Source organism: Dactylosporangium thailandense (assembly GCF_059739745.1).
The window spans coordinates 10,243,192-10,257,684 of record NZ_AP029195.1 but is presented as its reverse complement, the minus strand read 5'-3'; the positions used below and the strand labels follow the sequence as shown (position 1 = coordinate 10,257,684).

Annotated in this window: 9 protein-coding genes, 2 tRNA genes and 1 pseudogene; 4 read left to right on the top strand and 8 right to left on the bottom strand. The window is 70.9% G+C overall.

Annotation, left to right across the window (positions count from 1 at the left end):
* Positions 1–247 precede the first annotated feature (247 nt).
* Together AC6JBM_RS45680 and AC6JBM_RS45675 are read right to left on the bottom strand one after the other, a co-directional pair.
* Positions 248–320, bottom strand: a tRNA-Arg gene (locus AC6JBM_RS45680).
* 44 nt (positions 321–364) lie between these two features.
* Positions 365–455 (bottom strand) — tRNA-Ser (locus tag AC6JBM_RS45675).
* Between the two features lie 122 nt (positions 456–577).
* Between AC6JBM_RS45675 and AC6JBM_RS45670 the strand changes: the two genes are divergently transcribed.
* Complete coding sequence (locus tag AC6JBM_RS45670) at positions 578–1,684, top strand: EcsC family protein (RefSeq protein ID WP_497979909.1); 1,107 nt, start codon at positions 578–580, stop codon at positions 1,682–1,684.
* Positions 1,685–2,084: 400 nt separating this feature from the next.
* Entirely contained in the window at positions 2,085–3,227 is a 1,143-nt protein-coding gene (locus AC6JBM_RS45665) for a mannosyltransferase family protein (protein WP_497979908.1), read from the top strand.
* A gap of 10 nt (positions 3,228–3,237) precedes the next feature.
* On the opposite strand, the gene AC6JBM_RS45660 is transcribed toward AC6JBM_RS45665, so the two are convergent.
* The 3 genes from AC6JBM_RS45660 to AC6JBM_RS45650 all read right to left on the bottom strand — a co-directional run bounded on the left by AC6JBM_RS45660 (position 3,238) and on the right by AC6JBM_RS45650 (position 8,102).
* Positions 3,238–6,135 (bottom strand): S8 family serine peptidase, encoded by a 2,898-nt coding sequence (locus AC6JBM_RS45660; RefSeq protein ID WP_497979907.1) that lies wholly within the window; start codon positions 6,133–6,135, stop codon positions 3,238–3,240.
* Between the two features lie 28 nt (positions 6,136–6,163).
* A complete protein-coding gene (locus AC6JBM_RS45655; RefSeq protein WP_350620635.1) occupies positions 6,164–6,925 on the bottom strand; it encodes a CPBP family intramembrane glutamic endopeptidase in 762 nt (253 codons plus the stop codon).
* A 64-nt stretch (positions 6,926–6,989) separates the two neighbouring features.
* On the bottom strand, positions 6,990–8,102 hold the full coding sequence (locus AC6JBM_RS45650) for a globin domain-containing protein (RefSeq protein ID WP_497979906.1): 1,113 nt from the start codon (positions 8,100–8,102) through the stop codon (positions 6,990–6,992).
* Positions 8,103–8,137: 35 nt separating this feature from the next.
* Here AC6JBM_RS45650 and AC6JBM_RS45645 point away from each other — a divergent pair, with 35 nt between their 5' ends.
* Positions 8,138–8,800, top strand: a complete 663-nt coding sequence (locus AC6JBM_RS45645; RefSeq protein ID WP_497979905.1) for a pyridoxamine 5'-phosphate oxidase family protein — start codon at positions 8,138–8,140, stop codon at positions 8,798–8,800.
* 258 nt (positions 8,801–9,058) lie between these two features.
* Entirely contained in the window at positions 9,059–9,712 is a 654-nt protein-coding gene (locus tag AC6JBM_RS45640; RefSeq protein WP_497979904.1) for a peptide deformylase, read from the top strand.
* Positions 9,713–9,734: 22 nt separating this feature from the next.
* Here the strand turns inward: AC6JBM_RS45640 and AC6JBM_RS45635 are convergent, their stop codons facing one another.
* The 3 genes and pseudogenes from AC6JBM_RS45635 to AC6JBM_RS45625 all read right to left on the bottom strand — a co-directional run.
* The gene (locus AC6JBM_RS45635; RefSeq protein WP_497979903.1) at positions 9,735–10,448 is read right to left on the bottom strand and encodes an HAD family hydrolase; all 714 of its coding nucleotides are present in this window, start codon (positions 10,446–10,448) and stop codon (positions 9,735–9,737) included.
* Between the two features lie 135 nt (positions 10,449–10,583).
* Positions 10,584–12,857, bottom strand: a complete 2,274-nt coding sequence (locus AC6JBM_RS45630; protein ID WP_497979902.1) for a hypothetical protein — start codon at positions 12,855–12,857, stop codon at positions 10,584–10,586.
* A 256-nt stretch (positions 12,858–13,113) separates the two neighbouring features.
* Positions 13,114–14,067, bottom strand: a pseudogene (locus AC6JBM_RS45625) (helix-turn-helix domain-containing protein); the annotation flags it as partial.
* Positions 14,068–14,493: the final 426 nt, after the last annotated feature.

Genomic DNA, 14,493 nt, shown 5'->3' with positions numbered 1-14,493 from the left:
CCCACCCGGATGGATCTTCAACAGCTTCGAAATCCGCAACCGGTCAGATGCCGCGCACCGGCCGTCACCCGTCGGATCCCTTTTCGGAACGGTGGACCAGGCGGCACAGACCCGCGCCGACCAGCACGGACCGGTCTGGACCGTTCCGAAACAGCCGATCACTTTCGGAACACAACAGGTCCACAGTGGACAAACGAAGAGAGGCGGTTGATCTACGTTTCCGCAGCTCAACCGCCTCTTGATCTTGCGCGCCCGAAGGGACTCGAACCCCTAACCTTCTGATCCGTAGTCAGATGCTCTATCCGTTGAGCTACGGGCGCTTGTTGCTCGCCTAGCATACACACCGTGCAAACCAGGTTTTGCGCGGAGGCTCCGGGATTCGAACCCGGGATGGGCTTTAAGACCCAAACCGCATTAGCAGTGCGGCGCCATAGACCGAACTAGGCGAAGCCTCCAGCCGTCCCCGTCACCGGAGACTGCCGTCCGAGGATACAGTCCCCCATCCTAGCCGGGCAAAGCGGGTACGCCCTGAGCGCAGAACGGGTGCTCAGGGCGGTTGGCCATTACGCTCTTGCAGATGGGAGAGGACTCGAAGGTACCGCCGAAAAAGCTCGGGGACACGGCGCTGCGGTTCGAGCCGCCCCCGGCGGACGCGCCCGGCGACGACACGCCCAAGGCGCCGCCGAGACCGCGCACGCCCGCGGCGACGACGCCCTTCGCGCCGGCGGCCCCGACCGTGGAGTCCACCCCGCTTCGAGCCACCCCGCCCAAGCAGGCCGTCCCGCCGAAGCGGGCGACCTCACCCATGCAGGTCACGCCGCCCGTGGACGAGCCCGAGACCGAGCCCGCGCCGGTCAAAAAGGCCGCGGCCAAGAAGGCGCCCGCCAAGAAAGCGCCCGCCAAGAAGGCACCGGCCGCGAAGAAGGCGCCCGCCAAGAAGGCGGCAGTGACGAAAGCCACAAAAGCCGCCGCGACCGCGCCGGAGCCCGAGCCGATCATCGAGACCCCACGCCCGGTGATCGAGGAGTCGCGGCCCGTCGAACCGCCGCAACCCGTTTCAGTTGCTGAACAAACTCACGAAACGGACGGATTCCACCCCGCCTACATCCCCGAGAGTCTCGCCCTCGCGGCCGTCGAGCGGCTCGGGGCCGGCGCCCGCCGTCGCATCGCCTGGTATCAGCTCACCTACCCCGACGCCGACGGTGACGCCCTCTCGCGCGCCATCACCCACGAGTTCGTCCGCCGGGCCCGCCGGCAGGGCTTCGCGGCCGGGCTCGTCGGCCCCACCGGCCTGGTCGTCGAGGCGGCCGGCGTCGCCTGGCTGCAGGCCAAGCTCGTGCTGCACCTGGCCGCCGCCTACGGCCACGACCCCGAGGACCGCCGCCGCGCCGCCGAGCTGCTGGTGCTGCAACGGGTGCACGGGTCCGTCGAGACCGCCGAGGCCGCGGTGCGGGCCGCCGAGCGGCCGGCCTCCCGGCGGGCGAACCGGCGCGTCGCGGCCGAGCGCCTCTCCGGCCCGCTGGCCCGGATGGTCGGGGCGGGCCTCCTGCGCGCCGCCGCGACCCGGATCGCGGGGCGCTTCGTGCCCGGCGCCGGGCTCGTCGTGGGATCCGTCACAGCGGCCCGCAGCACCGAACGTCTGGCCGCCCGCGCGGTGCGCTACTACCGCGGCTTCCAATCCTGAAACGCCTGGACTCCGGCTGGCGCGAGCGGGGTAGAACTGGGTGTACGGGGAGTGAGGAGCGCCGTCGTCGTGGATTCGAATATCGCCGTGGACAGCAACCCGAAACGAAGCGGCAACGTCTTGGTCACTGTGCAGACCAATCGCGGCCGATCCGGGGGCGGGCAACGTGAACAGCGCTTATGTATAGTCATGCCCCGTGTCGCTCCCCTCTGGCGCTATCGAATCTGACGCTGCCGACGTGAACGATATCGACATCGATGCATTGCACGGTGAGCGAGATTCACCGGCGAGGACCATCGACGAGACCACCCCCAGAGCATCGACAGACCTCGAAGTCACGGACGCTCCGGCCGCCGCCCCCACATGGCGGACACGGATGCGGTCGAAGGTTCGCCCGTGGATGGTGCCGTGGCTCGCCTCGCTGAAGGTCGCGGGCGTGGTGTGGCTGGCCGCCGGGGCCGCCTACCTGATGGTCAACATCTACGCCTACCGGCTGACGCCCTGGCAGACGCCGGGGGTCAGCGACCTCATCGGGTCCTGGTACCGCTTCGACACCATCTTCTACATCCGCATCGCCGAGGACGGGTACCTCTTCTACGACTACGCCCCGGCGTTCTATCCGCTCTACCCCGGCCTCATCAAGCTCCTGAACCCGGTCTTCCCGGGCGGAGCCCTGCCCGCGGCGCTGGCCATCAGCATCTTCTTCGCCCTGGTCACGCTGGTGATGCTGCACCGGCTCGTGGACGAGGAGTTCGGCGACAAGATCGCCAGCCGGACGACGTTCTACCTGGCCGCGTTCCCGGCGGGCTTCTTCCTCTTCGCGGCCTACAACGAGTCGCTCTACATCGCGCTGGTGCTCATCGCCCTCTACGCCGCGCGCAAGGGCCACTTCTGGGTCGCCAACGCCGCGGCCGCGCTCGCCGGCTCGACACGCCTCTTCGGCCTGCTCCTGGCCGCCCCGATCGCCTACGAGTACATGCGGCAACGCGGCTGGAGCTTCCGCAAGATCCGCTGGGACGCGCTCGGGTTCCTGGCCATCCCGTCCGGCGTCGTCGCCTTCTCGATCTTCCTGCACAGCATCACCGGCGACTGGCTGGCGTTCAGCCACGCCCAGGACGGCTGGCACCGCAAGTACGGCTGGCCCGGCGAGCCGGTCTGGAAGACCATCAAGCTGCTCAACGACAAGCCCTACCTGCAGGACTGGCGCCTGCTCGGGCTGTTCAACCTCATCTCGGTGGTCGGCGCCATCGCGCTGCTGCTGTTCGCCCTGCGCCGCAAGAGCCGGTTCGGGTTCCGCCCCGACCAGAACTACCTGCTGGTCTACGCGGCCGTGCCGATCCTGGTCTACCTGTGCACCGAGGCCGGCTGGCCCAACTACCTGATGTCAGCGCCGCGCATCGCGATGGAGTGGTTCCCCGCCTTCATCATCCTGGGCATGCTGGGCCGGAGCCGGACCTTCGAGCGCTTCTACCTGTTCATGGCGCTCATGGCCCAGGCCCTGTTCCTGGCCCAGATGCTGCTCAAGATCCAGTTCGTCGCGTAGCCCGCGGGGCTCACGGAATCGTCGGAGGCTGCGGGCCGACCGCCACGGTGGTCCAGGCCCGCGCCGCCGTCCCGTCCCCGAACTCGATCATCCCGAGGTACCGCTTGTCGGGCGCCAGCCCCTGCCAGTTCACGTCGTAGTGCAGGGTGTCGCCGGGCGCCACCGGACGGGTCTTCGGCGACACCGTGAGGTTGCCGGTGACCGGGGCGCCGACGGCGAACACGTGCGCCTTCGCCACCTGCTCGGTCAGCGTCGGGGGCAGCGCGAACTGCACGACGTACACCTGATAGGTCCCGGATCCGCCGGTCAGCGGCACCTCCTCGTCGGATGTGGTGCCGTCGCTGCGCCCGACGAGCTCGCCGTCCTGGTAGACGTACAGGTCGAGATCGGTGCCCGGCGCCACGTCGGCGTCGTAGGTCGCGAGCCGGGCGAGCTTGACCGCCGGCGGCAGCGTGAACTCGAAGCTGAAGATGGCCGGGGACAGACCCGGCGACGAGGGTATGAACGCGGCGGTGCTGCCGACCAGCTTCTGCGCGTGCTCGTTCGACACCGCGAGGCCGTAGGGGTGGGCGGTGACGGTGCCGCCGAAGCCCGCCGTCAGGTCGATGGTCGCGTGGCCGGAGGCGCCGGTGCCGGTGATCTCGCCCGGGCCGGTCAGGGCGACGGGCCGCACCGCGATCGGGCTGCGCACCGCGTGCCCGCGCAGGTCCGTCCAGGTCAGCGCGCCGAAGGTGTACTCGCGGTACGCCGCGTCGGTCCGCGTCACCTTGATCGTGAACTTCGCGGTGCCGTTCGCGGGCACGGTCATGGTCGACGGGCTGACCTCGACCGCGGTGCCGGGCGGGGGCGTCACCGCGGCGACGTACACGCTGGGCAGGTCCGTCACGTTGGTGACGGTGCGCGTGACGGTCTGGGTGCCGGGCAGCGAGCCGATCGCGATCGACGGATAGTTCAGGTCGCTCGGGTCGATGGTGCCCACGCCCGGGCACCAGTCGCTCGCGATCTGCATCTGGCCGATCCCGCAGGCGTACCGCGCCCAGTCCTGCGCCCCCGAGTCGTAGACGAGCCCGGGGTCGAACGCGCGGGCCGGACGGACCTGGCCGGAGCCGTCGTCGAACGGGTTGGCCACCCGGTCGCCCCGCTGGATCGAGGCGCCCGTGTTGTCGAGGTTCCCGGCCGTCGTCATCAGCGCGGACTTGAGCTCGGCGGGCGTCCACCGCGGGTGCCGGGCGCGCAGCAGCGCGGCGATGCCGGCGATGTGCGGGCTCGACATCGAGGTGCCGCTCTCGCCGTCGAAGAGGTTGCCGTGGTGCCCGGCCGGGGAGACGCCGGCGACGATGTCGACCCCCGGCGCGGCGAGGTCGGGCTTGATGAGGTCCCCGTCGCCGGCGTCGGCCGGGCCCGCCGAGGAGAACGCGGCCATGGCCGGCGCGCGGGCGACGGTGGCCGTGGTCGCGGAGAGCGTCGCGTGCGGGTTGGTTCCGCCGGCGTACTGCTTGATCGCCGCCCCGGCCTTGTCGTCCACGTGCACTGTCGGGATGACGTGGTAGTCGGCGTTGAGGGAGTTCTCGGTGGGGTTGTAGAGCACCATCCCGACCCCGCCGGCGTCACGCACGGCGACGCTCTTGTCGGTGCGCGGGTTCACGCCCCGCTTGCACAGCACGATCTTCCCCTTGACCTTCGCGGGGTCGAGGGCGCCGGGGTAGCACAGCTCGACCCGGTCCGCCGGGGCGCTCGCCAGCCCGGCCTTCACCGAGTCGACCAGCGGCGCGTCCGGCACCGCGTCGCCCTGCCCGACACCCTGGTACGTCTTGCCGTCGCCGAGCGTCACGCTCTTGTCCGAGCCGCGGTCGTGCGAGCTGGCGGCGACCGTCGTGATCCAGGGCGCGTTGTGGGCGACGGTGGACGCGTCCGGGCCGTCGTTCCCGGCCGCCGCGGCGACGAAGACGCCGGCCGCGGCCGCGTTGTAGAAGGCGAGGCTGACCGGGTCGACGACCAGGCTGCTGGAGCCGGACACCGAGTAGTTGATGACGTCGGCGCCGTCGGCGACCGCGTCGTCGATGGCGGCCAGCAGGTCGACGGTGCCGCCCGAGCCCTCGCCGTCCTCCTGGCGCCAGAGCGCCTTGTATACCGCGATCCGGGCGGCCGGGGCCATGCCCGAGACGCTCCCGACCGGCTTGCCGTTGATGGTCGCCGGCACGCTGTAGTTGCCGGCGGCCGTGGTGGCGGTGTGGGTACCGTGGCCGTCGTAATCGCGCGGAGACCGGAACTCGCCGCTCCAGTCGCCGAAGCCGCTGCTGTCGTAGAAGCGGGCGCCGATCACCTTGTTGTTGCAGGTGACCTTCTGCTGCGCCGTGCCCGTGCCCTCGACGCACGCGCCCTTCCACTTGCCGTCGATGGCGGCCTGGTCGGGGCGCGGCTCGGGCAGCGCGGCGAGGCTGGGGCTCTCGGGCCAGAACCCGGTGTCGATGTCCGCGATGATCATGCCCTCGCCGGCGTGCGCGGGGTCGCCGAACTCCTTCGCCCACACGCCGGCCGGGCCGTCCAGCCCGAGGAACGCGGGCGTGGAGATGGTCTGCGTGGTGCGCCGCTCGTTCTTCCAGAGCCGTAGCACGCCGGGGGTGCGCTGGACCCGCTCGCGCTGCTGGGGCGTGAGGGCCGCGGCGAAGCCGTTGAAGACGGTCTCGTAGTCCACGACCGTGGTGGCGATGCCGGACCGGCGCAGCACCGACTCCCGGTTCGCGCGCACGGCGGCGCGGGCGCTCTCGGTGCGCAGGGCCGGGTCCCCGGCCAGCTGCACGATGTAGAGCGTCGTCTCCGCCTTGGCGGAGCTGGCAGACCCGGCCGACGAGGGCAAGGCGAACGCGGTGGTCAGCACCAGGGTGATGACGAGAAGGATTCGGCCCACGCAGCCAGACTAATTGTCCCGATTTGCCCTAACTCAGGAAACCGAGATGATCCTTGAGCAGCGCGTACCCGACGAACGACACGATGTCGAGAATCGAGTGGGCGACGATCAGCGGCATCACGCGCTGGGTGCGCCGGAAGAAGTAGCCGAACACCAGCCCCATCACCAGGTTGCCGACGAACCCGCCGAAGCCCTGGTAGAGGTGGTAGGAGCCGCGGATCACGGCGCTGACGACGATCGCGGTCCACCAGCCCAGCCGCAGGTCGCGCAGGCGCGTGAGGAGGTACGCGATCATCACGACCTCCTCGAGCACCCCGTTCTCGACGGCCGAGAGGATCAGCACCGGCACCGACCACCAGTGGTCGCCGAGCGCCTCGGGCACGATCTGGGCGCTGACGCCGAGCTGCCGGGCCGCCCAGACCAGCCCCAGGCCGGGCAGCCCGATGAGCGCGGCCAGGCCGACCCCCAGCACCGCGTCGCCGCCGGGCCGGCTCGCGTCCAGGCCGACCTCCAGCGGGTCGTGCGCCCGGCGCAGCATGTGCACGGCGAGGAGGGCGGGCACCACGCCAAGCAGAATGCCGGCGAGCTGATAGAGCAGGTCGAGCCAGGGCCGGTCCGCGACCACCGTGGGATTCAGGGTCGCGGTCTGCTGCGACAGGGGCTTGACGTAGGTCAGCCGGTTGACGATGTTGAGGATCGCGTAGATCGCCGAACTGCCCAGCGAGACGCCGAGCACGAGCAGGATCTCGGACCGGACGCCTCGCTGTTCCAGCCGATCACTCTCGATCACGGCGCAACTGTACTGGTCTCAACGCCGGCGGGCGGTCACCGCACTATCGGCCGCCCGCCGGCGTTCAGACATCACCGAAGGCGTCGTACTTGATCCGGATGGCCGGCACCTGCATCTCGGCCAGGGTTCGCAGGGTGGCCCGCACCATCGTCGGCGAGCCGGAGACGAAGAAGTCGTGGTCCTGCCACGGCCCGTAGCGGGCGACGATGTCGGACACGTTGCCGTGCTCGCCCGGGAAGTCGGGGTCGTCGCTCGTCGCCGCTACCACCGACAGCCACGGGTAGCGGGCCGCCAGCCGGTTGAGGCAGGCGAGGTCGTAGAGGTCCTCGCGGTCCCGGGCACCGAAGAACACGTGCACCCAGCGGGTCCGGTTGGCGCGGGTCATCTCCTCGATGAGTGCCTTGACCGGGGCGAGCCCGGTGCCCCCGGCGACGCACACGATGTCGCGGGTCGAGCGGCGGTCCAGCGTCATCTGGCCCATCGGGGCGCCCAGGCGGATCATGTCGCCGGGCTGCACCCGCCGGACCAGGGCGGACGACACCCAGCCGGCCCCCACCGCGCGGACGTGGAAGTCGAGCGAGCCGTCCTTGCGGGGCGCGTTCGCGACGGAGTACACCCGCCACAGCCGCGGCTGGTACTTCGTCTCGATGCTGACGTACTGCCCGGCGCGGTACTCCAGCGGCTGCATCGGGCGGCAGGTCAGCACCGCGATGTCGCGGCTGCGGCGCTCGTGGTGGAGCACCTCGGCGTGCCAGTAGGGCGGGTTGCCGGAGTCGGCCTCGGCCCCGGCCATCATGACCTCCGCGATCTTCGCGTAGGCGTCCCGCCAGGCCTGCTCGAACTCGATGTTCCACTGCTCGCCGGCGTAGGTGCGCAGGGCCTCGACCAGCGCCTCGCCGACGATCTCGTAATGCTCCGGTTGCACGTGAAACTTCCGGTGGTCCCGGCCGAGCGACCGGAGGTACTCCTCGAAGTGATCCGGGTCATCGACGGTCTGGATGGCCGAGACGATGGCACCCAGCAGCCGGGAGCGCTGGACGTCCATGTGCACGGGGAACAGGTCCCGCAGTTGCGGGTTGTTGAGGAACATGCGCGCGTAGAAGTAGCTCGCGAGCTTGTCCTGCTGCTCCTCGACGAGTGTCCAACTCTCCTTCAGTAATCGCGACAGATTGCTCATCGGTGCCCTTCGCGGTCAAACGACGGTGCCGTGGTGTGAATCAGCGTCACTACCTGCGAAGACCACGCATCGCACTGACTGTGCGACGAGACGTGCTCGGCACCGGATTTCCCCGTGACGCGCCGGTCCAGGGCACTGGACAGGCGCGCCGCATCAACCGAACGGCGGGATCGCACCGGCTGTCCGGCTGGTTTCGCGCGCCGGTGCCACCGTGGCTACAGGCGATCGCAACCCCGGAGGTGTCCGTGCCCACCCTTTCCGACCACGAGGTGCTAACCGCTTTGGACGAACGGATGCAGAGCTTCGTCCGTCGCCAGGAGATGATGTTCGTCGCTACCGGTGAGCCGGAGGACGGCCACGACTGCACGTTCGTCACCGGCGGCGCGGGCTTCGTTCGCGTACTGAGCGTGAATCGTCTCGCGTGGCCCGAGTTCGACGACACGAACCTTTCCACGGCGGTCGCCGACATTCAGCGCGATCCGCGCATCAGCCTGTTGTTCGTCGACTTCGCCCGCGGCGCGATCGGGCTGCACGTCACCGGCCTGGCGAAGGTCCTGGACGACGACGCGATGCGGCGGGCGTACCGCTCGCTGAACCTCGACCCCTCCCTCCACCTGGTCGCCGATCGCCGTCCGGCCCGCTGGATCACCGTTTACGTAGCGGAGGCGTTCCTGTCGGCGGCCGGCGAACTCCACTGAGCACCGTCGCCACTAAACGTTACCTAAGCGCATAAGAATCGCACGCATTCATTCACGTTCAACGAGACCTAAAGGGGTTCACACCCGGCTCACCGCCGCTCACACTGGGTGGATGGCGCTGAGCCGGGCCGTCGCATTTCCGCACTCGTACCCGTACGATTCTTCGCGCCGCGGCCCCGCCAGGCCGCGGCGTTTTGCGCAACTGGCTCGCGCCCATTCACGTGGCGATTGCAGTAACCGCCCCTTGAAGGAGCAGCGATGACCAGCGACGTGGCAGACGACCGCAAGACCGCCCTGGCCCCCGCGCCTCGCCGGCCCGGCAGCGCACCCGGCTCGGACGGTGGCCTCCGGCCCAACGACGCCCTCGCCCCCGACACCCGGCGGCCGAGCGAGGTGATGGCGTCGCTCGGCATCGTGCAGCTGGGCGACCCGATGCTCACGGCCAAGACCCGCCCCTTCGACCTGCCCCGGGAGCGCGACGAGGTGCTGCGCATCCTCGACCGGCTGACCGCGACCGCCGACGCGGTCATGCGGGTGCACGACTTCAGCACGGGCGCGATGGGGCTGGCCGCCCCGCAGATCGGCGAGCCGCGCTCGATCGCGATCTTCCGCGCCGCGGGCGCCCCGCAGCTCGCGCTGATCAACCCCCAGGTCATCGAGGTCGGCCCGGACACCCGCGCGGACTGGGAGGAGGCGACGGAGGGCTGCCTGAGCTTCTTCGACTTCCGCTGCACCCTGCGCCGCCCGCGGACCGCCGTGATCAGCTACCGCACCATCGCGGGCGACGAGGCGATCGCCACCTTCGACCGGGGCCGCCTGGCCCGCGACGTCCTGCACGAGGTCGACCACCTGGGCGGCATCCTGAACGTGGACCACGTGGAGCCGGGCGCGCTGACCGTCTCGATGGCCTGACCACCCGGGGGGCGCCCGGCGGTCAGCGCGCGATCGCCGGGCTGGGCGCGATGCCCAGCGGGAACGGCCCGGTCAGCGCGGCCCGGGCGCCCAGGGCGGCCCGCAGCTCCGCGACGCCGACGCACCCGAGCGACGGCGCCCAGGTGTGCGCGAGGTCGGAGCGCATCATCGGCGCGACGTTGAGCACCGCGCACCCGGCCACGTGCGCGCTCGCGACGCCGACGGCCGAGTCCTCCACGGCGACGCAGTCCGCCGCGGCGACCCCGAGGGCGTCCATCGCGGCGAGGTAGGGCGCCGGGTCGGGCTTGGGCCGGTGCCCGTCGTCGCCGCAGACGACCGCGTCGAAGGTGCCCGGGCCGGCCTCGCGCAGCACGTACCGCACGAGCTCCCGGTAGGTCGACGTGACCAGCGCCACCCGCAGCCCCGCGGCGCGCACGGAGGCGAGCAGCGCGCGGGCGCCGGGCAGCCAGTGGACGCCCCGGGCGTACGACTCGTGGACCATCCGCTGCACGAACGCCACGTCGGCGTGCACGTCGAGGCCGGTCCAGCCGTAGTGCCCGTGGATGCGCCGCATCGCCACCGTCGCATCGAGCCCGCTCAGGCCGCGCAGCAGCTCATCGGTCACCTCGGCGCGGCGGGAGCGCACCAGGGCGGTGTTCGCGGAGGCCCAGATGGGCTCGCTGTCGATGAGCGTGCCGTCGAGGTCGAATAAGACCGCTTCCGCCACGCGCGTCATCGTAGCGACGCTCTTGACTGAGTCTCACGCGGAGTACACCTTTTTCACGCCAGCGGTGTACACACCGTAGCCATCCCCTCCGCGCTGCGTTTCGCGGGCGCCCGCCCGGCCGTGGGGCCGGGCGGGCGTCGGCGGTCAGGACGTGGGTTGGCTGTGGGCGAAGGTGTAGGTGGCGTCGGCGGAGCCGACCTCGACGAGCACCGTGACGGGCCCGTCCGGCAGGCCGCTGCAGGTGGTCGGGGCGGACTCCACGCCGTAGCGCGGGCCGCAGTAGCGCAGGCCGGTCGCGTCGAACACGGACAGCGTCGCCGTGCCGCTGCCCGACGTGCGCTGCACCGTGAACGTCTCCTGCGCGCCGTGCTGGTCGGCCGGGATGGTGTAGCAGGCGACGAAGTGGCTCGCGCCCGTCGTCGCCGTGGCGGCGGGGCCGCGCGGCAGGGCCGGGCAGGCCGGCGGGCCGTCGACGCGGGCCAGGGCGATCGAGAACGGGCCGGGGGCGGCGCCGGGGCGAGCGCTCAGGACCAGGTAGTTGGCCGTGGTGTCGGTGAGCTCGCAGCTGCTGCCGCGCAGGGACCACGAGTCGTCGCAGACGTGGTTGCCGGTGGAGTCGGCCACGAACATCGTCGGGTTGGCGGCGCCGGTGGCGTCGGTCGGCTGCAGTTCGACGATGCGGCCGCCCGCCCCGCCGGTCACCTGCCGGCACAGGACCTGGCCGGGCGCGGTGAACGCCGAGGTCAGGTTGGGCCCGCCGTAGCCGTCGACGCCCATCGTCGGGCAGGACGCCGGCTGGAACGGCAGCAGGCTGGTCGTGTAGACGAAGTCGTTGTCGAGAACGGAGTTCGGGTCGCGGCTGTTGAGCACCATCGTGTACCTCCCGGCGGTACCGATCGGGCAGTAGGTGCTGTCGTCGCACACCCGGTGGCCGGTGGAGTCGTAGACGGAGCCGTAGGTCTGGTAGTTCTGCGCGTCGAAGGCGGCGCCGATGTACACCCCGGGGGTCTTGATGTCGAGGGTCCGGCACCGGATCGGACCGGCGGCCCCGGCGGGCGCGGCGTTGTAGGCGCCGACCTTCACGACCGGGCAGCCGGCCGCCTGGTTGAGCCGCCGCGGCTGCACCTTGTAGGTCTGGTCGGTGGCGCCGGCGTTCCACGGGGCGATGTAGGAGACGATGCGGTACTGCCCGGTGGCCGGCAGCGCGCAGCCGTCCTCGTTGCTGTAGTCGGTGCACAGCGGCTGGCCACCGGCGTCGGTGATCCAGGTGGCGAGGCCGTTGTACTCCGTCGGCGCCCGGAAGACCTGGACCCGGTCGCCGGCGTTGGCGGTGAACGTCTGGCAGTTGGTCTGCACCGCCGACGTCTGGTGGACCAGGATCGCGTCGGGCGCGAACGACAGCCCGCCGGCGGGGGTGCAGCCGGCGCCGCGGAACAGGGCCGGCGCAGCGATCTGGTAGCTGCCCGGCGCGTTGTAGCCGCTGCCCGAGGTGATGACGCTGTAGTCGCCGGCCGCGCCGACGTGGCAGGAGCGCTGGCTGTAGCCCTGGCACACGACCGCGCCGGCGTCGTCGTAGACGTTCCAGGAGACGTTCTGCGCGTCGGAGAGGCGGACCCCGAAGGCGCCGGCCGCCGGCATGCGCACGCGGTGGCAGCCGATCGCGTCGATCTCGGACAGGGTGCCGGTCCCGGCTGCGGTGCCGGGGTCGCCGAACGCCGCGAGCGCCAGGGCGCCGCAGCCGGCCGGGTGCGAGAGCCGGGTGATGTGCAGCCGGTAGGTGGCCGCGTTGCCGTAGTCCTCGTACGTGAACAGGGTGTAGGGCCCGGTGCCGGTGAGGTTGCAGGTGCCGGACTGGTACGGGCACACCGCCTGCAGGCCGGCGTCGTAGACGATGCCGCGCATGGAGGCGGGGTAGCCGTTGGGCGACCACACCCGCAGCACGCTGCCGGCGGCCTGGTTGAACTTGAAGCAGTTGCCGGCCGACCCGGCGGCCACGCTCTCGGTGGCACCGGTGGAGGCGAAGGAGAAGAACGCGTTGGGCAGGGTCGTGCAGCCCACCGGGGTCAGCATCGACTGCACCGACACACGGAAGCTCGCCTGGCCGCTGTACTGCAGCGACACCGTGATCGTGTAGGTGCCGGCCGCGCCGAGCCGGCACTGCGACGGGTAGACACTGAGGTAGCAGAGGTGGACGCCCGCGGCATCGGTGACGTCGGGGATGACCGGGGTGCCGGTCGAGGTGAACGACGCCTGGAGCTGATCGCCGTCCCTGGTGGTGGTGACGGTGTAGACGTCCTTCTTGGGATACGTGATCGACGAGCAGGTGGCGATCTCGCCGAAGGCGAGCTTCCCGTGACACTTGTCGGCGGCGGCGGCCTGGGCGGCGACCGCGGGCGCGACGACGGTCGCGGCGCACACGACGGCCAGTGTGGCGATGAGATGGCGGATGGTTCTACCGATGGTCCTACGGACGGACCGAGATCCAGACATGTCGACTCCCCGTTGGGGCCCACGAGATGCGGGTCCGGCCGCATCGTTGCACGCCGATGTCGGCCGCATGGTCCCCCAGGGACAGATCGGGCGTACCGCCGCCCGCGACGGCTCAGGCGGAGAGCTGGTGCGCGGACGGCGGGACGAACGGCGGGTCCGGCCAGTCGTCGGTGTCCTCCACGGCGCCCTCGGGCCGGCTGCCCCGGAAGCGCCACTCGAGCCGGTAGTAGTCGTGCAGCGTGGCCGCCTCCGTGTGCCAGGAGAAGACCGCGCGCCCGTCCTCCGAGAGCTCCTGCGTGATCGGCGTGCGCAGCGGCACCTCCTCGGCCGACAGCGACGTCTGCACGCCCCACACCACCGGCCGCATGCGGGCCGGGAACTCGACCTCGACCGTGAGGTGGCGGGTGGGCAGGCGGATGGCCCGCTCGAACCAGTTGCCCCACTTGTCGATGCCGATGTGCCACGAGTACGCGATGGTGGTGCGCTGCCCGGGGTACAGCGGGAAACGCCCCTGCGCGTTCTCGAAGAGCAGCCACAGCTCCTTGAGGGTGTCGCGGTCGGTCTTGGCCCGCCACTCCATGGGCTCCCCGGCGCACGAGGCGACCAGCGAGAGCTCGTCGAGGGAGAGCGGGTGATCGTGATGGTGGCGGTTGGAGCGGGCCGGGTCGTCCGGGTAGCGGTCGACCGAGATCCGCACGAGGTACCGCGTGATCGGCTCCGTGCCGGCGTTGTACAGCGCGCGGCGGACCGTGCAGCGGTACTTCCCGTCGACGTACGACAGCCGCGCCGTCTCGCGCTCGACCACGAGACCGGTGCCCGGCGGCAGCCACTGGTCCGGCACCGGCGGGTCGCGCCCGGGCACGCCCACGCGGCTGCGCGCGGTCGCCCGCAGTTCGTCGTACTCCTTGTACCGCTGCCAGACCGAGCCGCCGCTCTGCAGGATCGCCTCGGCGCGCCGGGCGAAGTCCTCGGTGGGGCGGTGCCGGGCGGCCTCCACGTGGCTGACGTAGGAGGCGTCGAAGCCCATGGCCGCGGCGAGCTGCTTCTTGGACATGCCGCGCTCGACGCGCCACCGCGCGAACTCTGCGACGAACGCCTCCGCCGCCCGCTGCACGGGAGAAGGGTCGCTCGTGGTCATGTCCGGTCCAGCCCTACAGGGAGACGGCCCCTGTCCGGTTAGTGTCCACGAGTCCGGCTGTTGACCAGGTCAGCCGGACAGATTCCTGACAAAATGGTTGACACCACCGCTCGATCGGTCTTGATCAACCAATTTTCGTCACCACCCGCCGTCATCCCAGTGACGCAACGTTACGACATGCCGGTTGCCGCAACGCGACAGGATGAGGCTGGTTAGCCTTACCTAATAGCTGTATCGTGGGCGCTTGGCATGCACTTCTGGGGGTACGCAACGGTGGTGAGCACCATCCGCACGCACACGACGGACGCCGCGCCGCGGTGCCCGCGCGTCGTGCCCCCGGCCGAGTTCGGCGACCGAACGTGACCGCGCTCATCAGTCGCGAGGGGGTCGAACCCCTCCGGCCGGTCGTCGCAACGCTCGCCGCGC